Annotated in this window: 17 protein-coding genes and 1 pseudogene; 13 read left to right on the top strand and 5 right to left on the bottom strand. The window is 71.3% G+C overall.

The features are described from left to right. Positions 1–8: 8 nt before the first annotated feature. From AB0E85_RS31660 to AB0E85_RS31650, 3 genes are read left to right on the top strand one after another with little or no spacing between them, the layout of a single operon-like run. A complete protein-coding gene (locus tag AB0E85_RS31660; RefSeq protein ID WP_361934425.1) occupies positions 9–920 on the top strand; it encodes an ABC transporter permease in 912 nt (303 codons plus the stop codon). Next, positions 917–2,677: a dipeptide/oligopeptide/nickel ABC transporter permease/ATP-binding protein gene (locus AB0E85_RS31655; protein ID WP_361934419.1), complete on the top strand. Its 1,761-nt coding sequence runs from the start codon at positions 917–919 to the stop codon at positions 2,675–2,677. The genes AB0E85_RS31660 and AB0E85_RS31655 overlap by 4 nt, the downstream gene beginning before the upstream one ends. After that, positions 2,674–3,516: an ATP-binding cassette domain-containing protein gene (locus tag AB0E85_RS31650; RefSeq protein WP_361934416.1), complete on the top strand. Its 843-nt coding sequence runs from the start codon at positions 2,674–2,676 to the stop codon at positions 3,514–3,516. Before AB0E85_RS31655 ends, AB0E85_RS31650 begins: the two co-directional genes overlap by 4 nt. Positions 3,517–3,679: 163 nt before the next feature. On the opposite strand, the gene AB0E85_RS31645 is transcribed toward AB0E85_RS31650, so the two are convergent. After that, positions 3,680–4,660: a LacI family DNA-binding transcriptional regulator gene (locus tag AB0E85_RS31645; RefSeq protein WP_361934413.1), complete on the bottom strand. Its 981-nt coding sequence runs from the start codon at positions 4,658–4,660 to the stop codon at positions 3,680–3,682. A 235-nt stretch (positions 4,661–4,895) separates the two neighbouring features. Between AB0E85_RS31645 and AB0E85_RS31640 the strand changes: the two genes are divergently transcribed. Together AB0E85_RS31640 and AB0E85_RS31635 are read left to right on the top strand one after the other, a co-directional pair. After that, positions 4,896–6,179, top strand: a complete 1,284-nt coding sequence (locus tag AB0E85_RS31640) for an MFS transporter (protein WP_361934410.1) — start codon at positions 4,896–4,898, stop codon at positions 6,177–6,179. A gap of 132 nt (positions 6,180–6,311) precedes the next feature. Next, positions 6,312–7,322, top strand: a pseudogene (locus AB0E85_RS31635) (alpha/beta hydrolase). 21 nt (positions 7,323–7,343) lie between these two features. Here the strand turns inward: AB0E85_RS31635 and AB0E85_RS31630 are convergent. Next, positions 7,344–8,384 (bottom strand): LacI family DNA-binding transcriptional regulator, encoded by a 1,041-nt coding sequence (locus AB0E85_RS31630; RefSeq protein ID WP_361934407.1) that lies wholly within the window; start codon positions 8,382–8,384, stop codon positions 7,344–7,346. A gap of 343 nt (positions 8,385–8,727) precedes the next feature. Here AB0E85_RS31630 and AB0E85_RS31625 point away from each other — a divergent pair, with 343 nt between their 5' ends. From AB0E85_RS31625 to AB0E85_RS31610, 4 genes are read left to right on the top strand one after another with little or no spacing between them, the layout of a single operon-like run. Further along, on the top strand, positions 8,728–9,678 hold the full coding sequence (locus AB0E85_RS31625; protein WP_361934404.1) for a sugar ABC transporter permease: 951 nt from the start codon (positions 8,728–8,730) through the stop codon (positions 9,676–9,678). Further along, positions 9,675–10,496: a carbohydrate ABC transporter permease gene (locus tag AB0E85_RS31620; protein ID WP_361934401.1), complete on the top strand. Its 822-nt coding sequence runs from the start codon at positions 9,675–9,677 to the stop codon at positions 10,494–10,496. The genes AB0E85_RS31625 and AB0E85_RS31620 overlap by 4 nt, the downstream gene beginning before the upstream one ends. A 58-nt stretch (positions 10,497–10,554) precedes the next feature. Next, complete coding sequence (locus AB0E85_RS31615; protein ID WP_361934398.1) at positions 10,555–11,934, top strand: extracellular solute-binding protein; 1,380 nt, start codon at positions 10,555–10,557, stop codon at positions 11,932–11,934. Then, on the top strand, positions 11,931–15,095 hold the full coding sequence (locus tag AB0E85_RS31610) for a family 78 glycoside hydrolase catalytic domain (protein ID WP_361934395.1): 3,165 nt from the start codon (positions 11,931–11,933) through the stop codon (positions 15,093–15,095). The genes AB0E85_RS31615 and AB0E85_RS31610 overlap by 4 nt, the downstream gene beginning before the upstream one ends. 59 nt (positions 15,096–15,154) lie before the next feature. Here AB0E85_RS31610 and AB0E85_RS31605 read toward each other — a convergent pair whose 3' ends face one another. Beyond that, entirely contained in the window at positions 15,155–16,306 is a 1,152-nt protein-coding gene (locus AB0E85_RS31605; protein WP_361934392.1) for a S1 family peptidase, read from the bottom strand. Between the two features lie 299 nt (positions 16,307–16,605). Between AB0E85_RS31605 and AB0E85_RS31600 the strand changes: the two genes are divergently transcribed. Next, positions 16,606–17,211 (top strand): hypothetical protein, encoded by a 606-nt coding sequence (locus AB0E85_RS31600; protein ID WP_361934389.1) that lies wholly within the window; start codon positions 16,606–16,608, stop codon positions 17,209–17,211. 98 nt (positions 17,212–17,309) lie between these two features. Here AB0E85_RS31600 and AB0E85_RS31595 read toward each other — a convergent pair whose 3' ends face one another. Both AB0E85_RS31595 and AB0E85_RS31590 read right to left on the bottom strand, forming a co-directional pair. After that, positions 17,310–18,683, bottom strand: a complete 1,374-nt coding sequence (locus AB0E85_RS31595) for an aromatic acid/H+ symport family MFS transporter (protein WP_361934386.1) — start codon at positions 18,681–18,683, stop codon at positions 17,310–17,312. Positions 18,684–19,001: 318 nt separating this feature from the next. After that, on the bottom strand, positions 19,002–19,856 hold the full coding sequence (locus tag AB0E85_RS31590; RefSeq protein WP_361934383.1) for an IclR family transcriptional regulator: 855 nt from the start codon (positions 19,854–19,856) through the stop codon (positions 19,002–19,004). Between the two features lie 132 nt (positions 19,857–19,988). On the opposite strand from AB0E85_RS31590, the gene AB0E85_RS31585 reads away from it, so the two are divergent. Genes AB0E85_RS31585 through AB0E85_RS31575 form a run of 3 tightly spaced genes read left to right on the top strand, consistent with a single transcriptional unit; the run spans position 19,989 to position 23,223 of the window. Beyond that, positions 19,989–21,074 carry a maleylacetate reductase gene (locus tag AB0E85_RS31585; protein ID WP_361934422.1) on the top strand — a complete coding sequence of 362 codons (1,086 nt, stop codon included), beginning with the start codon at positions 19,989–19,991 and terminating at the stop codon, positions 21,072–21,074. Then, complete coding sequence (locus tag AB0E85_RS31580) at positions 21,071–22,006, top strand: dioxygenase (RefSeq protein WP_361934380.1); 936 nt, start codon at positions 21,071–21,073, stop codon at positions 22,004–22,006. Before AB0E85_RS31585 ends, AB0E85_RS31580 begins: the two co-directional genes overlap by 4 nt. Beyond that, positions 22,003–23,223 (top strand): FAD-dependent monooxygenase, encoded by a 1,221-nt coding sequence (locus tag AB0E85_RS31575; protein ID WP_361934377.1) that lies wholly within the window; start codon positions 22,003–22,005, stop codon positions 23,221–23,223. The genes AB0E85_RS31580 and AB0E85_RS31575 overlap by 4 nt, the downstream gene beginning before the upstream one ends. The last annotated feature ends 76 nt before the right edge of the window (positions 23,224–23,299 follow it).

The raw sequence follows: 23,299 nt of genomic DNA, 5'->3' as shown, positions 1-23,299 counted from the left end.
GGCGGGCGCTGCCCGCCCCGCGGCTCGGCTCCTGCGCGCCTCTCACCTACGCCCTGCCGTCTTTGGGCCCGGCACACCCGCCCCCAACGCTGCTCGGCATCAACGCGACGCAGGAACAGTACGACGCGCTGAGAGCCGCCATGCATCTCGACCAGCCGGTCGCCGTGCAGTACTGGCTCTACCTCCGCGACCTCCTTCAGGGTGACCTCGGCAGCTCGTTGTTCAGCGGCGAATCCGTGCTGGGGCTGATCGGGCAACGCCTGCCCGTCACCCTGGCGTTGGTGACCGGGGGAACCGTGCTCGCGAGCTTCGTCGGCGTCGTGCTCGGCGTGTACAGCGCGACGCGCGGCCGGTTCAGCCGCCGGGCGTTCGACATCGTGTCCCTGCTGGGCAGCGCGGTGCCCAACTTCTGGATCGCGCTGCTCCTGGTCGCCGTGTTCGCCGTCAAGTTCGCCGTCTTCCCGGCCACCGGGTACACGCCCTTCTCCCAGTCACCGGCGCAGTGGGCAGCCGGCCTCGTCCTGCCCGTCATCTCCCTCGCGATCGGCGGAGTCGCCTTCATCTCCAAGGTCACTCGCGACGCGATGCTGTCCACCCTCGGCCTCGACCACATCAGAACGCTGCGCGCCTCCGGTATCCGGCCCGCGTCGATCATCTGGAAACACGCGTTGCGGGGCTGCGGACTGCCGGTGGTGACCACGATCGGCCTCATGATGATCACGTTCATCCCCGGCACGATCCTCATCGAGAACGTCTTCACCCTGCCCGGCCTCGGCACCACGGTCGTGGACGCGACCAACCAGCACGATCTGCCGGTCGTCCAAGGTCTCACCATCACGTTCACGGTCATGGTGATCGTGGTGAACCTCCTCGTCGACATCCTCTACAGCTTCCTCAACCCCAAGGTGCGTACGGAATGACCACTGTCGAGGCGCCCCCGAAGGCGCGATCGCGGCCGAGGACCAACCCCTTCGCCGGGATCCGGCGCCGTCCCGTCGCCGCCACCGCGCTCGTCGTGGTCGTCGGGATCACCGCCGCCGTGGTCCTCGCCCCGGTCCTGGCGCCGCACCCGCCGCTGGCGCAGGACCTGCTCCACGCACTGTCCGGTCCGTCGGCGGACCATCCACTGGGCACCGACGCCCTCGGCCGCGACGTGCTGAGCCGACTGCTGTACGGCGGCCGGCCGACCCTGATCGGGGTGGGCGTCGCCGTACTCGTCTACGCCTTTGTCGGCATGTCACTGGGCATGCTCGCCGGCTACCTGCGGGGCTGGACCGACCGGGTCATCGTCGCCGCGCTGGACGTCATGCTCTCGGTGCCCGCCGTCATCATCACGCTCGCCGTCCTCGCGATCTTCTACCAGAGCAACGTCGCCGCCATGCTCACGATCGGCTTCTTCGCGTCCGCGGGCCTCGCCCGGATCATCCGCAGCTCGTGCATCGCGCTGCGCGAGGAACTGTTCGTGGACGCCGCCAGGGTGTCCGGGCTCGGCCCGGCCCGGATCATGGCGCGGCACATCCTCCCCCGGCTGACCGGGCAGGTGCTGGTCCCGGTCTTCCTCTTCTCGGGCAACGCGCTCGCCATCCAGACCGGCCTCGGCTTCCTCGGTCTGGCCACCCCGGCGCCCGCCCCGAGCTGGGGCGGCATGGTCGGAGATGCCGCGCAGATCATGCAGCAGGACCCCTACCTGCTGTTCGTCTCCGGCGGCGTGATCGGCCTCATGTCCCTGTCCTTCGGGCTGGTCGGCGACGGGCTGCGGGACCTCGAACAGGACCGGCAGCAGTCCACGGGTGGCCGGCTGCGCCGGCCGGCACCCGCAGCGGACACCGAGGACGCCGCGACGTCACCGGACGGACCGCCGGAGGGGGCGGTGCTCGCGGTGCGCGACTACTCGATTGCCTTCGCCACCGCGCAAGGGCCACGGACCGTCGTCGACTCCGTCGGTTTCACGGTGCGCCCCGGTGAGATCTTCGGTCTCGTCGGGGAGTCCGGCAGCGGAAAGACGGTGACCGGCCTGTCCCTGCTCGGCCTGCTTCCGCCCAACGGGACCGTGACGGGCGGCGCGGCCTGGCTGGCCGGCACCCGGATCAGCGGCCTGCCGGAACGGGAGTTGCAGGGCATCCGCGGCAGCGAGATCGCCCTGGTGTCGCAGGAACCCATGGTGGCGCTCGACCCGTACTTCACCATCGGCTCCCAGCTGGCCGAGGTCGTCCGGCGCACCGATGACGTGCCGGGCGGCAAGGACGCCGTACGGCAGCGGATCCGGGAACTGCTGACCAGCGTCCACCTACGCGATCCGGACGACGTCGCGCGCAGATACCCGCACGAACTGTCCGGCGGCATGCTCCAGCGGATCGCCATCGCCATGGCCCTGGCCGGCTCACCGAAGGTGCTGATCGCCGACGAACCCACCACGGCACTGGACGTCACGGTGCAGGCAGGCATCCTCGATCTGCTCCGCACGCTGCGCGACGAGCGGGGGATGGCGATCATCCTGATCACGCACGACCTCGGGGTCGTCGCCGACACGTGCGACCGCGCGATCGTGATGGAGCGGGGCCGGATCGTCGAGGAAGGCTCGGTCGACGACATCTTCTACCGGCCCGAGCACCCGTACACGAGGCAACTCATCGCCAGCACCCCCAGCATCGCTCCTATCGAGGGCAGGATCGCGTGACCGGAACACCCGTACTCCGACTCGACGGCCTCGCGGTCCGCTATCCCTCCCGCGGCTTCCGCAAGCCCCCGGCCACCGTTATCGAGGACGTGTCGTTCGAGGTCGGTGAAGCCGAGACGGTCGCCCTCGTGGGCGAGTCCGGCTCGGGGAAGACCACCATCGGCAAGGCGGTACTGGGGCTGACCCCGGTCAGCGCCGGACGCGTGCTGCTCGCCGGGCGGGACATCACCGGTCTTGCGGGCCGGGCCCGCCGGCTGCTGTCCTCCGACATCCAGGCCATCTTCCAGAACCCCTACGGGTCACTGAACCCGGCGCTGCCCGTGGGTCGCACCCTGGCCGAGCCCCTTCTCACCACCGGCTCCGCCCTGTCCCGCACAGAGGTCCACGAGCGCATCGCCGACCTGCTCCGCCGGGTCGGCCTGCCGGAGGACGCGGCCGCGCGGTACCCGGCCCAGTTCAGCGGGGGCCAGCGCCAGCGCATCGCCATCGCCCGGGCGGTGGCCCGGCAGCCCAGGATCATCATCTGCGACGAGCCGACCAGTGCCCTCGACGTCACCACCCAGGCCGCGGCCCTGGACCTCCTCGCCGAGCTCCAGAACACCTTCGGCTGCGCGTACCTGTTCATCACCCACGACCTCGCTGTCGTCAAGGAGTTCGCGGCGCGCACGCTGGTGTTGGAGCAGGGGCGCATCGTCGAGGAGGGCCCCAGTGCCGACGTGTGCGACCGCCCCCGGCACGAGTACACCCGGCGTCTGGTGGCGGCCGCGCCCGTCCCGGATCCGGTGCTGCAGCGCATGCGCCGTCAGTGGTGGGCGGAGGTGCAGGCGGCCGCCGGGTGAGGGGGACGGATGGCGCCTCGACACCGGGCCGGACCATGCCTCCACGCCGGGCGTGAGCACGGGCCGGAGCCGGTGAGCGCTCCGACGACGGTGTGCGCGATCTGTTCTCCTGCCTGCCGCCTCCGCGACCGGCTCGGGGAAGACCCGTTGTGGCGGGCGCCGGTCAGGCGGATTCCCGGAAGCGGAGCAGCAGGTCGTCCCGGAGGGGTTCGGCGGGGGTCTCCTTGCCGCTCAGGGCGTCGACCACGCGGCGGGCCAGCCCTCGCGCGATGGTGTCGGTGTCACGGACCACCGTCGTCAGCGGCGGCTGGACCAGCGACGCCCCCGGGATGTCGTCGACGCCGATCACGGCGAGGTCGTCCGGGGCGCGCAGCCCGAGGTGACCGAGGCCCGCGAGCACGGCGAGGGCAATGTTGTCGTTGAACGCGCAGATGCCCGTCACGGGCGGGTCGGCAGCCAGCCACCCCTTCACCGCTTCGGCGGCCCCGGCCGCGTCGAGGGGCACCGTCCGGACGTCCGGCTCCGGCATGCCCAGGTCGGCACAGACCTTGCGGACGCCGTCCAGCCGCGGCCGGGCCAGGACGTCGAGTCCCGGCAGGTCGGGGTAGGCGTAGCCGAGCCGGCGGTGCGGTGCGGCGAGGTGCCGTGCCTGGAGTGCGCCGATCGGCTGCTCGGGGACCAGCGGCGGCCGCGGCTCACCTCGCGTCGAGCCGTGCATCGCCATCACGACCTCGATGCCCGCCGTCCGCATCGCCTCGGCCTCCCCGGCGTCGAACGCCTGGAGGGCCAGCACGGCCGCCGGGGTCATGGCCTTCCAGATGTCCCGCAGGGGGCGCGCGGGATGCGCCGACGAGTGCACCACGAACGTCAGGCCGTTCTCGGCGAAGGCGTTGGTCAGCTGCTGGATGAGCCGTCCGAGGACATGCTCGATCGGCCAGTCGGGCAAGAGGCCGAGCACGATCTCCGAACGTCCCGTGCGCAGGGCACGCGCCGCGGCCGAGGGTGCGTAACCCAGCCGGGAGGCCGCGTCCCACACCCGCTGCCGGGTGGTCTCGGGGATCTTCTGGTGGGGCACGCCGTTGAGCACGTAGCTCACCGTCGCGCGGGAGACTCCGGCCTCGCGTGCCACATCCGCGCTGGTCACCCGTCTGCCCTCGGACACCCCGGTCAGCCCCCTCGCCTCGGTCGCACCTCTTGTCAAAGCCCACGGCCGCGGTTAGCTTACCGGCCAGATCGCTCAACTGGCACGCGTAAGTGAAACGAGTAGGCAGCGCCCGCCCGGAGCATTCCCCGCGCACCCTGCCGGGACGACTCACCCCCCTGGGCCACCAGTCGTCCCACCCCCTTCCTTGTACTCGTCGTCCTGTCGAGGAGCAGCCGTGTCCGGCACCGAGAACGCCGCGAGAAGCCCGTGGAGGACCGCGACCCTCGCGGGTATGGCCTCCTACCTGGACGCCGCGGCCCTGGTCACGTCCGGTATCGCCATCGGCGGCTACTACGCGGAACCGCTCCAGCTCGGCGCCGGCGCCATCGGCTCGCTGCTGGGCCTCCAGACGCTGGCGTTCGCGGTCGGCGCGCTGTTCGGCGGCCGGCTGGGCGACCGGTTCGGCCGCCGGAAGGTCTTCACCCTCTCCCTCGTCCTCTACGCGGCCGGGGTCCTGCTGCTCCTGGTGGCGATGGACCCCGCTCTGCTCTACGCCGGTGTGGTCGCCACCGGCCTGGCCATCGGCGCGGACCTCCCCGTCTCGCTCGCCCTCGTCAACGAGGAGGCACCCGCTGGCAAGAAGGGCACCATGGTGGTGTTCTCCGGCATGCTCTGGCTCGCCGGGATCGTGGCCGTGCTGGTGCTGAGCTCCTTCATGGGAGTCCAGGGCATGCCGGGCGGCCGGATCCTGTTCGCCCACCTCCTCGTCGTGGCGGTCGTCGTCCTGCTGCTTCGGCTCGGCCTCAGCGAATCGGCCGAGTGGACGGCCGCCCGCACGACGGCCCGCTCCGAGAACATCGAGTTCGGCCGCGTCCGGGACCTCTTCCGGGCACCGGCCTCCTACGCCCTGCTTGCGACAGGCCTCTACTACGCCACCTGGAACCTCGGCGCGAACACCCTCGGCCAGTTCGGCACCTTCCTGTGGACCGCTCTGGCCAGGGGCGAGGTGGCGCAGTTCTCTCAGCTGACCCTGGTCGGACTGCCGGTCGGCTTCGCCGCCGGACTGCTGTTCATGCGCGTGGTCGACAAACCGTCCCGGCATACCTGGTTCGCCGTCGGCTCCGGTCTGATCGTCCTGGCCTGGGCGCTGCCCGCGTTGCTGGGGCCGGGCAAGTTCACCCTGGTCGCCGTCATGCTCCTCTCCGGGCTCGGCAACTCCTTCGCCGGCGAGGCCGTCTACAAGGTCTGGTCGCAGGAGCTGTTTCCGACCCTGCTGCGGGCCACCGCCCAGGGCGTCACGATGGCCTTCACCCGGGCCGTCGCCGGACTGGCCGCCCTGGGCACGCCTGCCTTCGCCCTGGGGCACACCCGCCTGATGTTCGCCGTCCTGTTCGGCCTGGCGCTGGCCGCGGCGGTCATCGGCCTGATCTGGGTCCCGCGCCTGCCGACGACTCCCCGGCCCGAGCCGGAGGCACCCGGGACGACCGCGGCATGCGCACCCCGCACGGCGGCCGTGTGACCGCCGGACCGCGCACGGCGGCCCTGCGACCACCGGACGACCCCTCGCGGCAGCCGTGTGACCACCGGCGCGCCGGACGGCTGCGGCTCCCGTCGAACGCCGCCTCCACCCCTCAACCATCAGGAGAACCCGATGGCTCTGACTCCGCCGCCGTTCGACCCGGAGATCGCCGCGCATCTCGACGCGATCCACGCGTGGCTGCCGGCGACGATCACCCCGGACATGATCCCGGCCGGGCGGGAACTGCCCGCCGGCATGCCACCGCTTCCGACGAACGAGGAACTGGCCGGCGACGGCCTCTTCGAGGTCGAGGAGCGGGCGGTCCCGGGGCCGCCGGGCGCGCCGGACGTCGCGCTGCTGATCTGCCGGCCCATGGCCGCGACCGAGCCACGCCCCGTCGTCTACAACATCCACGGCGGCGGCATGGTGACCGGCACCCACCGGCTGGGGATGCCTCTCGACTGGGCCGGAGAACTGGGCCTGGTCGTGGTGTCCGTCGACTACCGGCTCGCTCCCGAGCACCCGCACCCGGCTCCGGTGGAGGACTGCTACGCGGGCCTGCTGTGGACGGCCGAGCACGCCAAGGAGATCGGCGGCGACCCGGACCGCATCATCCTCGTGGGCGGCAGCGCGGGCGGCGGGCTCGCCGCGGCGGTGGCGGTGCTCGCCCGCGACCGGGGCGGCCCGCGCGCGATCGGCCAGATGCTGATGTGCCCGATGCTCGACGACCGCAACGACACCCCGTCCGCCCACCAGATGGCGGGCCTGGGCGTGTTCGACCGGACGTCCAACGAGACCGGCTGGGGCGCGCTGCTCGTTGCGGCGCGTGGCACGGCGGACGTCTCGCCCTAGGCTTCGCCGGCTCGCGCCGACGATCTGTCCGGTCTTCCCCCGGCGTTCATCGACGTGGGCTCGGCGGAGACCTTCCGCGACGAGGACGTCACCTACGCGAGCCGCATCTGGCAGGCGGGCGGCACCGCCGAGCTGCACGTGTGGCCGGGCGGCTTCCACGGGTTCGACAGCCTGGTGCCCGAAGCGGCCCTCTCCGTGGACGCCCGCGCCGCCAAATTGCGCTGGCTGCGCCGGCTTCTGGGGGAGACCGGGGAGGCGGGGGAGGCGGGGGAGACGGCCCAGGCCGGCTGAGGCCTGCCCGGGCGCGCCCTCTCACGCCGGAGGCGGAGCGGTGGTCCGCCGCGGCACCAGGGTGGGTGAGAGCTTGATCTGCACCGGCGGCTTGCGGCGGTCGGCGATCCGCTCCACGAGGAGGCGCGCGGCGTTGCCGCCGATCTCGTGGCCCGCCTGGTCGACGCTCGTGAGGGAGATCGGCCCGAAGGAGGCGAACGTCGTGTTGTCGTAGCCGGCCACCGAGATGTCACCCGGCACCGACACCCCGGCCTCGGCGAAGGCCTCCAGCACCCCCATGGCAACGATGTCCGCACCGGCGAAGACGGCCGTCGGCCGGTGTGGCCGCGCGAGCAGCTGTCTGGCGCCCTCGTAGCCGCCCTGCTGGGTGTAGCTGGTGGAGACGACGTCGATCTCCTCCGCGAGACCGTGGGCCCGCATGGCGCGCCGATAGCCGTCGGCGCGCTGGGCGTTGGGCATCTCCTCGATGCGGGTCGGGTCGGTTTCGTGGTGCTCGATATGGGCGATCCGGCGGTGTCCGAGGCCCGTGAGGTGACCCACGAGCATGGCCGCGCCCGCCACGTCGTCGTCCGTGACGGTGTCGTAGACCGCGGAGTGTCCGTGGCGGCCCACGACGACGGTCGGCACGGCGCCGGCGATGTGCTCAAGACGGGCGCGCGAGGAGACGGGGGCGATCAGGATGATGCCGTCCATCCCGCGGTCGATCATGGCCTCGGTGACACGTGCCTCCGCCTTCTCGTCGTTGCACCCGCCGGGGCCAAGGAAGACCTGGTAGTCGGTGTCCGCGAGCCGACCGGTGATCCCGTCGAGGATCTCGGGGAAGAACGGGTTGCGGATGTCGGGCAGCATCACGCCGATCGTGTACGTCTGGCCGCGCAGGCCCCGGGCGGCCGCGAGCGGCCGGTAGCCCAGTTCGTCGATCGCCCGGCGCACCTTCGCGCGCATCTCGGGGCTGGCGCCGTAGGCGTTGCGCAGCACCTTGGAGACCGCCGTCGTGGACACCTGGGCGTGCCGCGCCACGTCGACGATCGTGACGCGGCGGGACGGTGCCGACGGTTCCATACCTGTGCCCTCCAGCGTGGGGAACGTTGCCGGTGAGTGTACGGATCCAACCCCCGCACAGTAAGGCGGCGGCGTGATCGTCCCGAGCCGGCCTCGTGGATCGCACTCTGATCGTTCGTCACAGCAGTGCAGCGTGCGCGGCATCTTGACGTCATGCGGGGCGCTCTCTAGGGTCTGGCAACACCCTTTGGGAAACGTTACCCATTCAGTGGGTCCGGGGCGTCCGACCTCGGTGCCCGACCACATCCCCCAGACGCGGAACCCGCCCGGCGGCCGTACGGCGCCGAGCCGACCCCATTCGATCGCGCCAGAGCTTGAAACGTTTCAAGGAAGAGGTCCGCCTGTGACCCTCGCCCCGCACGAGCACCCGCCGGACCACGACCGCACGCCCCGCACGGTGCCGCCGGTCACGGTGCCGCGCCACCCTCGCGCCAGGCCTCCCTGGTGGTTCGCCGCCCCAGCCCTGCTGCTCTTCGCCTTCGTCGTGCTGGTACCGAGCGCCCGCGGTGTGTACTACGCCTTCACCGACTGGGACGGCCTCGACCCCGACTTCTCGTTCGTCGGCCTGAACAACTTCACGGCCATGGCCGGCGACGCCGACGCCGTGCAGGCCGTCTGGCACACCCTGCTGATCGCCGTGTCGATCACGGTCTTCCAGAACGCGCTGGGCCTGGTGCTGGCCCTCGGGGTCAACACGGCCATCAAGTCCCGCAACCTGCTGAGGGTGTTCCTGTTCGCGCCGGCCGTGATCACCCCGATCGTCACCGCGTACCTGTGGCGCAACCTGCTCGGCCCGCAGGGCGCCGTCAACACCCTCCTGGCCGCCGTGGGGCTGGACGGCTGGCGGCAGGACTGGCTGGGCAGCCCGGACCTCGCGCTGTGGGCCCTGGTCGCCGTCATCGTGTGGCAGTACGCGGGCTACTCCATGGTCATCTTCCTGGCCGGACTCCAGTCGGTGCCCAAGGAGATCCATGAAGCCGCGGCGATCGACGGCGCGGGCCCCGTACGGCGCTTCTGGTCGGTGACCCGTCCGCTGCTGGCCCCGGCGTTCACCATCAACCTGATGCTGTCGATCATCGGCGGGATCAAGCTCTTCGACCAGGTGTACGCGCTGACCGGAGGCGGACCGGGACACGCCACCGAGACCATCTCGACGCTGATCTACAAAGACGCCTTCACTCTGGGCGAGTTCGGCTACAGCATCGCGCTCGCCGTGGTGCTGACGATCATCGTCGCGGTCGTCTCCACCGGGCAGTACCTCGCGCTGTTCCGCAACGAGAGGGCCGCGTCATGAACCGTTACCGCCCCCGCACCCTCGCCCTCGAACTGGCGATGATCGCCGCCGCGCTCTTCGTCGGCTTCCCGGTGTACGTCCTGGTCAACCTGGCCGTGCGGCCGACTTCCGACACGTCGTCACCCATCGTGCCGACGGCCTCGCCGACCCTCGACAACTTCTCGCAGGCCTGGCAGCAGGGCGCGCTCGGCGGGGCGCTCGCCAACAGCGTGCTGGTGACGGCCGGCAGCGTCGCCGTCGTGCTGGCCGTCTCCGCCCTCGCCGCGTATCCGCTGGCCCGCGTCACAGCCCGCTGGTCCCGCGGCGCGTACCTGCTGGTCCTCCTCGGTCTGGTGCTGCCCTTCCAGCTCGCCTCGCTGCCGCTCTACCAGACCATGCGCGACATGGGCCTGCTCGGCACCCCCTGGGGACTCATCCTCTTCTACTCCGGTCTCCAGGTGCCGTTCACCGTCTTCCTCTACACCGGCTTCCTGCGTGCCCTGCCCCGTGACTTCGAGGACGCCGCCCTGATCGACGGCTGCACACCGCTCCAGGGCTTCCGGTACGTGGTGCTGCCGATGCTCAAGCCGATCACCGTGACGGCGCTGGTGCTCAACGCCGTTGCCGTGTGGAACGACTTCTTCACCCCGCTGCTGTACCTGAGCGGCAGCAGCCAGCAGACCCTGCCGGTCGCGATCGCCGGGTTCGTCGGCCAGTACGTCACCGACTGGAACCTCATCTTCGCCGCTCTCGTGATCAGCGTCCTGCCCGTCCTGATCGTCTACTTCCTGCTTCAGCGCAGCATCATCAACGGCTTCGCGGGCGGACTGCGGGGCTGACCCACGCACCTTCCGTCCCTCAAGCACCGGCCACGGCCGTCCACCCCAGGGAGACACCATGAAGACACGCATACCGACGGCCCTTCTGGCCGGTGTGACGGCGACGGCCTTTCTGGCCGCTTGCGGCGGCGGCACCAAGGCCGTAGACTCCGGCGGCGGATCGAAGACGCTGACCCTGGCCTCGGTCGACCAGGGCTCCGTCGAGGACGTCGTCAAGGCCTTCGAGAAGGCCAACCCGGGCGTCAAGGTCCGCTACACCACCAGCGGCGCCGACCAGTACCAGCAGCAGATCCGCACCCAGCTCGCGTCGGGCACCGCGCCCGACGTGATGTCGGTCTGGCCGGGCAACGGCAACCCCGCCGCCACTCACGTCCTGGCCAAGCCCGGCTACCTGCGGGACCTCTCCGACCAGCCCTGGGCCGCCAAGATGCCCCCGGCGATCAAGACCGTCGCCCAGTACGAGGGCAAGACCTACACCGCGATCTTCGGGCAGAACGGCATCGGCGCCGTCTACAACCAGCAGGCCATGGACAAGGCCGGTCTCACCCCGCCCGACACCTGGAGCAAGCTCCTGGACTTCTGCAAGGCCGCGAAGGCCAAGGGGACTCCCGCCTTCGCCCTCGGCAACCAGGACAACTGGGTGACCCAGCTCGTCCAGTACGCGCTGGTCGCCACGACCGTCTACGGCCCCGACCGCGACTTCGACAAGAAGATGCAGGCCGGTCAGGCCACCTTCGCGAAGTCGCCGTGGACGACCGCCCTGGACAAGTACCTGACGATGGAGAAGAGCGGCTGCTTCCAGGACAACCCCCTGGGCACCAACTACGAGGCCAGCCAGCAGCTCGCCGCTTCCGGCAAGACTCTCGGCATCGTCCAGGGCAACTGGGTGATCGCCCTGCTCAAGGGGAAGAACCCGAAGGGCACCTTCACCTTCAAGGCACTGCCGGCCACCGACGCCCCCTCCGCGACCCTCATCCCGGCCGCAGCGGGCGCGGGCTACGGCATCAACGCCAAGACGAAGAACGAGGCCCTGGCACTGAAGTTCGTGAACTTCGTGATGTCGCCCGAGGGCATGAACCTGTTCGCGAAGAAGCAGGGCAGCCTCCCGGCCCTGCCGGACACCGGCTACGCGGTCGACCCGTCGCTCACCGAACTCTCCACGTTTCGTCAAGGCCAATCGCACGGTGCCGTTCATGGACCAGCTGTGGCCCAACGCCAAGGTCCAGCAGACCATGCTCAGCGGCCTCCAGGAGATCTTCAGCGACCAGGCCACCCCCGGCAAGGTCCTCAAGGAGATGGACGCCGACTACCGGGCCGGCAGCTGACCGCCGCGCCGTCGGCTGCGCCGGCGGCGCGCCCTTTCCGTATGACCGAAACGTGTGAATCCCACTGGAGAAGCGGAGGTTCGGCATGCCCGATGTCCCGAATGGAGCGTTGAACCGCAGGCAGGTGGTCGGCACCATGGCCGGGCTGGCCGTGGCAGGGCTCCCCGCCGAGACGGCTCACGCCCATGAGGAGGGCGACGGAAACGGCGCCAGGGTCACCGGTCTCGCCGTCGACGGCCGTGAGGGCACCCTCCTCGGTGTCGACGACTCCGCCCCGCGGCTGAGCTGGCGGGTGACGGGAGCGGGCGCCGGATGGACCCAGTCCGCCTACCGCGTACAGGCCGCACGCACCGAGGAGGACCTGGCCCGGGGCCGACTGCTGTGGGACAGCGGCAAGGTCCGCTCCGCAGCCCAGACCGACGTCGCGTGGAGTGGCCCCGCGCCCGCCTCGCGCGACCGGGTCGTCTGGCGCGTGCGGGCGTGGAGCACCGGCGGTGAGGGCACACCCTGGAGCACGCCCTCCGTGTGGGAGACAGGACTTCTGAAGCGGTCCGACTGGGGCGGGGCGCGGTGGATCGAGTACCCGGGGCGTGCCGTCGACCAGCCGCTGCCCGTGTTCGCCCGCGCCTTCCGGGTGGCGGCGCGCCGGGGCAAGGTCGTCCGGGCCCGGCTGTACCTCTCCGGCGTCGGGCTGCACGTGGCCCGCCTCAACGGCAGGCCGGTGACCGACGAGGTCCTCGCCCCGGGTAACTCCAACTACCAGCTCTCCACCGAATACCGGGTGTACGACGTCACCCGCCTCGTCCGCCCCGGTGCCAACACGCTGGGCGTCGAACTGGGCCACGGCACGGCGCTGATGACCCGGTCCGTGAAGAACCCCTCCACCGGCCGCGCCGCCCCGTACAGCTGGTGGCAGAGCCAGTCCAAGGGCAGCGGCAGCCTCGCCGCACCCGCCGCCCGGGGCGCCACCACCGTCAAGGTGAGCAGTGTGGCGGCGTACCACGTCGGTGGCACGGTCAACATCGACACGGGCGACGGAGGCGATCGCCTGGAGTCGCGCACCATCACCGCGCTCGGCACCGCAGGCGCCGACGGCACGGGCATCACCTTCGAACCCGCCCTCACCTCCGACCACGACAGCGGCGCGGCGGTCACCGGCTCCGGCAACTCCCTGGCGAGCACCGACCCCAGCGCGGGAGCCGCCGTCACACCCCGGCTGATCGCCCGCCTGGAACTCAGCCACACCGACGGCACGGTCGAGGCCGTCGTCAGCGACCGCTCGTGGAGGACGGCGCTCGGCCCGACCACCACCGCCAACTGGTACTCCGGCTCCGACTACGACGCCCGCCGTGAACAACCCGCCTGGACCGCCCCCGGCGCGGACCTCGGCGCGTCGGCCAGGCGCCGCGACGGAACCCCCGTGGGCTGGACCGCCGCCGGGATCGCCCCGCCGCCCAACCTGACCACCGAACTGGTCTGGCGCGTCGCCGAACCGCTCCAGGTCGTCGACAGGCTCCGCCCGGTGAGCATCACCCGGCCGCAACCGGGCGTGTGGGTCTTCGACTTCGGGCAGAACTTCGCCGGCTGGCCGCTGCTGAAGCTCGACGGCCCGGTCCCGGCCGGCACCACGGTCACGATGCGCCCCGCCGAGTCGCTGAACGCCGACGGCACCGTGAACCAGGCGTCGATCATGGGCGGGGGAGCCGCCCGCGGCACCGACGTCTTTGCCGCCTACACCACGTACGGCGACAAGCGAGGCGAGAGCTGGCACCCGCAGTTCCACTACTTCGGCATGCAGTGGCTCCAGGTGACGGGCCTGCCCGAGGGATACGTCCCGACGCGGGAGACCGTCACCGGACTGCAGATCCACGCGGACGTGCCGACGGCCGGCTCCGTGTGCACCTCGGACGACCGGGTCAACCGCGTTCACCGCATGGCCCGTTACTCGATCATGAGCAACACTCTGTCCACGTTCACCGACTGCCCCGGCCGCGAAAAGCTGGCCTACCCCGCCGACTACGTACAGCCCTTCGGCTCCCTGCACCGCACCTTCCGCTACCCGGCCTACCTGCGCACCATGCAGCGGCACCTCGCCGAGGGCCAGTCCCGGGCCGGGGACGACATCGGCAACGTGGCGCTCAAGGCACCGGTGTACGACTGGGGGTACACCGGCCGGTTCGGCGACGAGATCAACTGGGGCAACGGCATCGTCCTGGTGCCCTGGCTGCTGTACGAGACGTACGGCGACACCGGGACGATGAGCCGCTACTACGCGCAGATGCAGGCGTTCCTGCACTACATCAGAACGAGGAAGGCCGGTACGGGAGCGGACGCCTGCATCGTCGACGCGGCCCTCGCCGACTGGATCGCGAGCGAGAACACCTCCGGCCGCATCACCGGAACCTGGGGATACCACCAGATCGCCGACCGGATGGCCCGGATGGCAGCCCTGCTCGGGCGCGACGCCGACGCGTCCGAGTACCGCAACCTCGCGATCACCATCAAGGACGCCTTCAACGACGCCTTCTACAACCAGGCGCTCGGCCGGTACACCGCCGACGGCAGCCAAGGCGGTTCCGGGGCGACGCAGGCCGCCCAGGCGCTCGCGCTGGACGAGGGCCTGGTACCCGAGGGGGAACGCGAGAGGGTCCTGGACGCGCTGGTCGAACTCGTCCACGCCCACCATCCGTTCGGGGGCGGCCCCCACCTCAGCGGCGGCACCATCGGCCTGGCCCCCATCGTCCGGGCCCTGCACGCGGGCGGCCGCGACGACGTCCTCTGGGACGTCCTCCAGGAGGACACCCGCCCCGGCTACGGCTACTTCATGGCCCCCACGACGGCCAATCCCCACGGCTTGACGACCGTCCCCGAGCAGTGGGACATGGGCAACTCCAAGAACCACATGATCCTGCTTCAGATTGATGAGTGGTTCCACAGCGGCCTGGTCGGCATCCGCCAGGCACCGGGCAAGACCGGTTACCGCGAGCTGGTGATCGACCCCCGTCCGGTCGGCGGGCTCACCCGCGCCGAGGGCGGCTACCACACCCCGTACGGCGTGGTGTCCGCCCGGTGGGTTCGCGAGAAGGGCCGGTTCCGGCTCGACGTCGAGCTCCCGCCCAACACCACGGCACAGGTCCGGGTACCCACCGGCGGACGCAGGGCCCAAGTGAGCGGTGACGGCGCGGTGTTCCAGGGCATCCGGGGCGACCGTGCCACCTACGCCGTGGCGTCGGGGAGGCACGGGTTCGTCGCCTACGACGGCGAAGGCCGATGATGAGGGGGACGTGCTGTCCGGCGGACAGCACGTCCCCCTCACGCGGTGCCGTTCAGTGGTCAGGCGGTGTGCAGCCTGAGCCCGTACCGGTTGAGGATCTCATTGACGGGCTGGTGCCAGGTCTCGCCGCCGCTGCTGCAATTGCCCCAGCCGCCGGAGGTGACGCCCTGGGCCTGGTCGCCGCTGATGAAGGAGCCGCCGGAGTCACCGGGTTGGGCGCAGACGCTGGTCTTGGTCATCTGGTGGACGGCACCCTGGCTGTAGTTCACCGTCTCGTTCTTCGCCAGGACGGTGCCGCAGTGCCAGTGGGTGGTGGAGCCCGAACGGCAGACGGAGGCTCCTGTCGGGGCCTCGGCGGAGCCGCGGACGAGCCGGTCGGGAACGGTGCCCCAGCCGAGCACCACCGGTACGGTCCACCAGCCGCTGCCCACGTTCACCCAGGCGTAGTCGTTGCCCGGGAAGGACGACCCCTGGAAGTTGCCGATGTAGGACCGGTCCCAGCCGTACACGGCCGCGCTCGGCGAGCCGCAGTGCCCGGCGGTGACGAAGCCGCCGTGCACGGAGAAGCCTATGGAGCAGCGGACGTTGCCGGTGTAGTAGGGGTCGCCGCCCACGGTGCCGGCGGCGAAGGTGCGCGGTGCGGCGGGAGTCTGACGCACCGCCACGGGACCGGCCTCGCGGGCTCGGGCCAGGAAGGCCCGGACATCGTTGTCGGCCCGGTGCCCGGAGACGACGTTCACGACGACCTTGTTGGCCTTCGGATCCACGTGCCAACTGCCCACCCCGGCAGGCGCGGACAGCGCGTCGATGCGCTTCTTCGCCGCGTCGAGCTGCCGCGCGTCGTACCGCACGAGGCGTACGGTCGCTCCGGTCGCGCGTACGGCGTCGGCCCGCGCGGCGCGTGTGACGGCGACGGTGAGTCGGCCGCGATCGGCGTCGAACCACGAGCCGCCGTAGGAGGAACCGGCGGCGCCGCGCGCCTCGCGTTCGACTACTGCCGCGCTCTTCTCCGCGGCCAGGCGTGCTTCGGCCTCGTCCCGGGTGAGTCCCAAGTCGCGCTGCATCGCGGTCAGGAGGGCGGGGGAGGCGGGTGCTTCGGTGGAGCGTGCGGGAGTGTCCGCCGCGGAAGCGGGCAGGGCGCCCGCGGCGGTCCAGGTGCCGAGCAGGAGGAGCGCGGACAGAGTGGCACGCAGAACTGTGGTGCGTCTCAAGGGATGCCCCTTCGTTGTTCCAGCAGAGTGGGGGTGGAACAGCAGAGCTTGAGAGCGCTCTCGTGGTGCGCGCGGCAGAGCCTAGCCGTTGATCACGAAAAGGTCTATGCCACGGTCGGCCGTACGTTCACCGCGAAGGCGACAGGAGTGCGCGCATGCAGTGCATGCACATTGCCGCGACGTGGAGGTGTAGCCCCTAGTGATGGACGGCACCCGGATGCACACCCTAGGTGCATACACTTCTACCGTATGCTTCTGGTGAGGTAGGCCGACAACCCTGACGGAGCGGTGAAGAACCCATGCCCACCGACTATGCGTGCCAGCACGCGGCTGAACGGGCCGCGGAGAGCGTCGACTTGCTGCGTGCCTTCCTGCATCCCGGCCGGCCGGGCGAGGGAGGGGCGGCGGTGGGATTCGACGACTGGCCGATGGGCGCATCGGCCCTGCTCGTCATCCTCTCCGGTCTCCAGGCCGACACTCCCGGTGAGTTGACGCAGTGGCACGCAGGCATCGGCTACCGGATCCGCGAGGCTCTCGGACTGCACGTTCCCGGGGCGGACAGTCCCTGTCGAGGACGTCAGCCACGCGGGTGGGAGGCTCTGGCCGCCGTGCAGCACAAGGCACGGGAGCTGCTCACCGACCTCGCGGAACCCGGACGCCTGGGCCGGCCCGCCGAGTTCTCCAGACACCTGCATCTGGTGGAGGACGCGTTCGCCGGGGCGCTGCGGCGGATGGGTGTCCCCGAGGAGTCGTCGGTGCGATGTGCCGCGGAGATGTCGGAGGCCGCGGCTTCACTGTTCGGCCTTCGCCCCTCGCCGCCCCGATCCGCCACACCTGCGCCTGCGGTCCCGACCGCGGCCGAGCCTCCGGCCCGGCCTGACTGGAACGCGGTCTTTCCGCTGTAGGCGCCGGCCTCTGGGGGCGGAGGCGGACGTCGTACACGCCCGGACGGGGCACCCCGGCTGGGGGCCCCGTCCGGATCGAGGATGACCCTCCGCACGGATCAGGTCGGCTCCGGCAGGGAGCGTGCCGGCCCGTCCGCGGTCGCGTGTTCCACCGGTGCCGCCTCACCGGGAGCGCGCGGGACCAGTCCGATCAGCGCGGCGCCGATGAGACCGGGTACGGCGAGGGCGTAGAAGTTCCACTGGTACGCCAGTCCCGCGCCGATGATGAGTCCGAGCAGCGGAGGGGCGAGCATCGAACCGATGCGGCCGAAGCCCAGCGCCCAGCCCATCGCCGTGGCGCCCATCCGTACCGGGTAGTACTTGGAGACATAGGCGAGGACGAACGTCTGCGTCCCCATCGCTCCGACGCCCCCCAGCGCGACGGCCGCGTACAGCACCGCCGTCGGCAGCCGCAGGCTGAGGAGGACCACGGCCGCGCCGGCCAGGAGGCACGTCGTGACGATGATCGGCTTCGAGCCGAGCCGGTCGGCGACCAGGGAGAGCAGGAGCTGGCCGACGACGGCACCGAAGTTGAACATCAGCAGGAAGCCGAGCGCGGAACCGGCGGAGTAGCCGGCCCGGCCCATGATCTCCGGGAGCCAGGTGTTGTACCCGTAGATCATGAACAGGCACAGGCACGACATGGCCAGGAAGCACAGAGTCGCCACGACGTAGCTGCGCGAGAACAGGGCTTTCACGGGCGACGCGCCGCTCGGGCCGGTCGCGGTCGGTGCCGGGTCCTCCTTGGGCCTGTCGTCCAGGGTGACGTTCCAGCGGCGAGCCGTCTTCTCCGCCTCGGCGTGCCGGCCCTTCGCCTGGAGGAAGGCGATCGACTCGGGCAGGTACTTCAGGGCCACGGGCACGACGACGGCGAGCGGGAGGAGGCCGAGCAGGAACATCCCCTGCCAGCCGAACCGGGGAATGACGGACATGCCTGTCAGGGCCGCGATGATGCCGCCCACGGGAAACCCGCTGAAGATGATCGCGAACACCAGGTTGCGTGCTTTGGGGTGCGAGTATTCACCGCTCAGGGCGCTGGCGGTCGGCAGTACGCCGCCGAGGCCCAGGCCGGCGAGGAACCGGAAGAGCCCGAACATCTCGGGGGAGGTCGCGGTCGCGCACAGGCCCGTCATCACCGAGAACCAGGCCAGGCAGCCGATCAGCATCTTGCGCCGGCCCAGCGTGTCGGTGAGCGTGCCGACGGTCGTGGCTCCGATCAGCATGCCGATCAGCGCGAACGAACCGATCAGCCCGGCGCCGGCGGGAGTCAGGCCCCAGCCGTGTTCGTGGAGCAGGGACGGGATGACGGCCCCGTAGATGACGACGTCGTAGCCGTCGGCGACGATGGCGATCCCGCAGATCGCGAGGACCAGCAAGGTCACCGGAGGCCAGGTGGCGGCGCCGCGACTACCTCCGCGACTGTCTTCGAGCATGACGATTCCTCTCCCATGACGTGTGGCTGTGGGTTTCTCTCGCCCTCGGGCGCGGGGTGCGTACGTTCGTCGGTGGCAGTGGCAGACCGACCGGCGTCATGCCAGGGCGTGCACGCGCAGGCTGGAGGCGCGTGCCGCCTGGATCGACGGGTGATGTCGGACGAGCCCGACTGCATCGCCTGCGGCTCGTCTCGCACCGCTAAGTGTGCACACTATTACGGGGCTGTAAAGGGTGGATGTGCAGAAAACGCGAACTTGACCTGCGGGGGGCGAGGAGGTGACCTGCGCTTCAGCGTGTATGCACATCCTGGGATGTGGTCATGCTGTGGGGCCGGAACCCAGCCCTCGGGATATGCCACGGCCGGCCAGCACAACGGCGGGCACCAGCAGATGAGTTCGGGCGTCCACGCTCACCACGGACAGGGCGGCGACCACACGGCCCTTGGCGTCGGTGACCGGCGCCGCCACCGAATGGGCGTCCGGGCTCATCTCCTCGTGGACGACCGCGACACCGGTCCGGCGGCACTCCGCCAGCGTCAGACGCAGCGTGGCCGGGTCGGTGATGGTCCTGGGCGTGATCCGGGCCAGGCCGTTCCGCAGCGCCTCGGCGAACAGCTCTTCGCCCGCGTGGGCCAGCAGGATCTGGCCGGCGGCGGACGCGTGCAGCGGCAGCCGGCCTCCGACCTGGGACACCACGGGAACCGCTCCCGCCGAGGAGATCCGTTCGACGACGAGGGCGTCGGTGCCGTCCAGGACGGCCAGTTGCACGTGCTGGCGGGTGGCGGCGTGCAGGTCCTCCATGACGGGCATGGCCAGGACCCGCAGGGGCAGCCCGCGCGGGTTGAGCGCGCCGAGCTCCCACAGGCGGAGCCCGATGACATAGGCGCCGCCGGGCAGGCGCTCCAGCGCGCCCCAGGCCGTCAGCTCGCCCGCCAGCCGGTGGGCGGTGGCGTGCCGCAGGCCGGTGAGGCGGCAGATCTGGGCGAGGGTCAGTTCCCGGCGCTCCAGGGTGAACGCGCCCAGGATCGCCAGGGCCCTTGAGGTGACGGTGCGACCGGGGTCGCCGCTGTTGGCCGTTTCGGGTCCTTCCGCCGAGGTGGCGGGCCTTCCGCCGCCGTCATTCTCCGGCCGGCGGAAAGTCGTCGGACAGGAACATGTCCGTTCAACGGACATCTTAGTGACCCGTGGCGGTCCCGCACCCGACGCTCTCTCCAGTCCTACAGCCGAAAGGAGTCCGGCATGCGCATGACCGGGACGTCGCGAGCCGACGGCGGCCATGGCACCGAGTCGCTCGACGGGTCGTTGCTGCGTTTCGAGCACGAGAATCTGACCCAGCGGGTCGTCTTCGCCTCCGGTGAGGCGGCGGCGCGCGTACGGGCGGAGGTGGAGCGGCTCGGCGCCTCACGGGTGATGGTGATCGCGGCGGCCGCCGAGGCCGAACTCGCGAAGGCGGTCACCGCCGACCTGCCGGTCGTACTGCGGTGGGACGAGGTGGTGATGCACGTCCCCGTCGAGGTGGCCGAGCGGGCGCGCGCCGCGGCGGCCGCACACGGGGCGGACCTGCTGCTCAGCGTCGGGGGTGGCTCCACCACCGGCTTGGCGAAGGCGATCGCACGGACCAGCGGGCTGCCGATCCTCGCCGTTCCCACCACCTACGCGGGCTCGGAGGCCACGAGCGTGTGGGGTCTGACCGAGCGGGCGCGCAAGACCACGGCTGTCGACCCGCGCGTGCTGCCGCGCTCCGTCGTGTACGACGCGACGCTGACGGTGTCGCTGCCGGTGCCGATGAGTGTCGCGTCGGGGCTGAACGCGCTGGCCCACTGCGTCGACGCCATGTGGGGGCCCCGCGTGGACCCGATCGACCGGGCGCTGGCGGGGGAGGGGATCCGGGCGCTGGCCGCGGGCCTGCCCGCGGTGGCCGCCGACCCGGCCGGCCTCGCGGGCCGGGAGCGGGCGCTGTACGGGACGTACCTGTCCGCGGTGGCGTTCTCGTCGGCCGGTTCGGGGCTGCATCACAAGATCTGCCATGTCCTGGGCGGCATGTACGACCTGCCGCATGCCCAGACCCACGCGGTGGTGCTGCCTCATGTGCTGGCCTTCAACGCCCCCGCCGCCCCGGAGGCCGAACAACGGATCGCCGCCGCGTTCGGCGCGGAGTCGGCGATCGAGGGGCTGCTGCGGCTCCGGCGCGCCGTCGACGCGCCCACGGCGCTGCGTGACTACGGGGTGCGGGAGACCGAGATCGACGACGCCGTGCAGACGGTCCTGGACGCGGTGCCGGACGGCAATCCGCGGCCGGTGACGGCCGAGGACGTCCGGCACCTGCTGCGCGCCGCGTGGCGGGGTGCGGACCCGCGGCTGACGAGCAACCAAGAGGAGAGCCGACGGTGAAAGAGCACAACGACACGGCCGCCGAGCAGCGGGCACGCGAGCAGGCCCTGGTGGACAAGGTCGTGGCCTCCTTCGAGACCGCGCGGGACCCACGGCTGAAGCAGCTGACACAGGCCCTGACGCGGCACTTGCACGCGTTCCTGCGCGAGGTGCGCCTGACCGAGGCGGAGTGGGGGTCCGCGATCGAGTTCCTCACCGCGGCCGGGCACATCACCGACGACAAACGGCAGGAGTTCATCCTGCTGTCGGACGTGCTCGGGGCGTCCATGCAGACGATCGCGATCAACAACGAGGCGTACGCCAACGCCACCGAGGCGACGGTGCTCGGCCCCTTCTTCGTCGAGGGCTCACCCGAGGTACCGCTGGGCGGGGACATCTCCTTCGGCGCCGCCGGGCAGCCCTGCTGGGTCGAGGGCACGGTCACCGACACGGACGGGAAACCGGTGCCGGGGGCCCGCATGGAGGTGTGGGAAGCCGACGAGGACGGCTTCTACGACGTGCAGTACGACGACGACCGCACGGCGGCCCGCGGCCACCTCTTCAGCGACGACTCGGGCGCCTACCGGTTCTGGGCGATCACCCCGACCCCGTACCCGATTCCGCACGACGGTCCGGTCGGCGCGCTGCTCGCCGCCGTGGGCCGTTCCCCCATGCGCGCCTCGCACCTGCACTTCGACGTCCGTGCCGAGGGCAAGCGGACGCTGATCACCCACATTTTCGTCCGCGGCGACGAACTCCTGGAGCGAGACGCCGTGTTCGGAGTCAAGGACTCGCTCATCCACGACTTCGTGGAACACCCGGCGGGCACACCCGCACCCGACGGCCGCGATCTCGCGGGCGGGTCCTGGTCGAGTGTCCGCTTCGACATCGTCCTCGCCCCCGCGGACACGGCGGGGCCGGGCATGGCCGCGTACGAAAGGAACGGTGCATGACCAGCCAGGACCAGAGACGAGCGCCCCGCCTGCGCGTGGCCGTGGTCGGCGGTGGCATCGGCGGTCTCGCCACCGCCGCCTTCCTGCACCGGGCCGGGATCGAGGCGACCGTGTACGAGCAGGCGTCCGCCCTCACCGAGGTCGGAGCGGGCCTCGTCGTCTCCCCGAACGCCGTGCGGCTGCTGCGCGGCCTCGGCCAGCTCGACCGCTTCCGCGACCGCGCGGTGCCGCTGGAGGTCGGGTGGGAGTTCCGCCGTTGGGAGGACGGGCGCGTGCTCTTCTCCCAGAACCTCGGCGAGGAGTGCGAACAGCGCTTCGGGGAGCAGAGCTACGTCGCGCACCGCGCCGACCTCCTCGCCGCGGTGCGGGCGGCGGTGCCCGAAGGGGCGCTGCGGCTCGGGACCCGCCTCGCCGGCCTGCACCGGGTGGACACGGGCATCGAGCTGACGTTCACCGACGGGACGCGCGAGGTCGCCGACGTGGTCGTCGGCGCCGACGGCGTCCACACCACCGTGGGGCAGTACGTGACCGAGACCGGCTCACCCCGCTTCTCGGGCATGTGCGCCTGGCGCTCCCTCGTACCGGCCCACAGCGCCCCGGAGTTCGCACGGCATCCGGTACAGACGCTGTGGCTCGGCCCCGACCGCCACCTGGTCCACTACCCGATCTCCGGGGGCGCGCAGATCAACATCGTCGCGTTCGGCCCGGCCCACGACTGGACGACGGAGTCGTGGTCGGCGCAGGGGCGGATCGAGGACCTGCGCGCCGAGTTCGCCGGGTGGTCCGACGACCTGAGGTCGCTCCTCGCCGCCGCGGATAGCACCGGGCGGTGGGCGCTGCTCGACCGTGACCCGTTGCCCCGCTGGACGAACGGCCCCGTCGCCCTGCTCGGCGACGCGGCCCACCCGATGTTCCCCTTCTTCGCCCAGGGAGCGGCACAGGCGATGGAGGACGCCGCCGTCCTGGGGGGCTGCCTCGCCGACCGGCCGGAGGACCCCTCCGCCGCGCTGGCCCGCTACGAGGCCATCCGCCGCCCGCGCGCCACCAAGGTGCAGCAGATGAGCCGGGGCAGGGCACAGAGCAACCATCTGCCCGACGGACCCGCTCAGCAGGCCAGGGACGCCTCCTTCGCCGACGCGGATCCCTTCGACCAGAGCGGATGGATCTACGGGCACGACGCCCAGTCGTCGGTCCGGGAGGCTCTGACGGCGGGCTGAGCTCACGCAGCCCCCACCTCGCCCTCCCCGGCCCGGCCGGTCGGCTCCGTGCTTCCTTCAGTTTTCACGGCACCCT

Source organism: Streptomyces sp. NPDC029044, from assembly GCF_040637495.1.
Classification (GTDB): domain Bacteria; phylum Actinomycetota; class Actinomycetes; order Streptomycetales; family Streptomycetaceae; genus Streptomyces.
Note: the sequence above shows the minus strand (reverse complement) of the source record. Positions and strands in the feature narration are given on the sequence as shown.

Excerpts from the sequence above, each read along its gene's own strand:
- AB0E85_RS31575 (WP_361934377.1), top strand. The coding sequence starts at position 22,003 with ATGACCAGCCAGGACCAGAGACGAGCGCCCCGCCTGCGCGTGGCCGTG.
- AB0E85_RS31600 (WP_361934389.1), top strand. The coding sequence starts at position 16,606 with ATGCCCACCGACTATGCGTGCCAGCACGCGGCTGAACGGGCCGCGGAG.
- AB0E85_RS31620 (WP_361934401.1), top strand. The coding sequence starts at position 9,675 with ATGAACCGTTACCGCCCCCGCACCCTCGCCCTCGAACTGGCGATGATC.
- AB0E85_RS31630 (WP_361934407.1), bottom strand. The coding sequence starts at position 8,384 with ATGGAACCGTCGGCACCGTCCCGCCGCGTCACGATCGTCGACGTGGCG.
- AB0E85_RS31595 (WP_361934386.1), bottom strand. The coding sequence starts at position 18,683 with ATGCTCGAAGACAGTCGCGGAGGTAGTCGCGGCGCCGCCACCTGGCCT.
- AB0E85_RS31615 (WP_361934398.1), top strand. The coding sequence starts at position 10,555 with ATGAAGACACGCATACCGACGGCCCTTCTGGCCGGTGTGACGGCGACG.
- AB0E85_RS31590 (WP_361934383.1), bottom strand. The coding sequence starts at position 19,856 with ATGTCCGTTGAACGGACATGTTCCTGTCCGACGACTTTCCGCCGGCCG.
- AB0E85_RS31655 (WP_361934419.1), top strand. The coding sequence starts at position 917 with ATGACCACTGTCGAGGCGCCCCCGAAGGCGCGATCGCGGCCGAGGACC.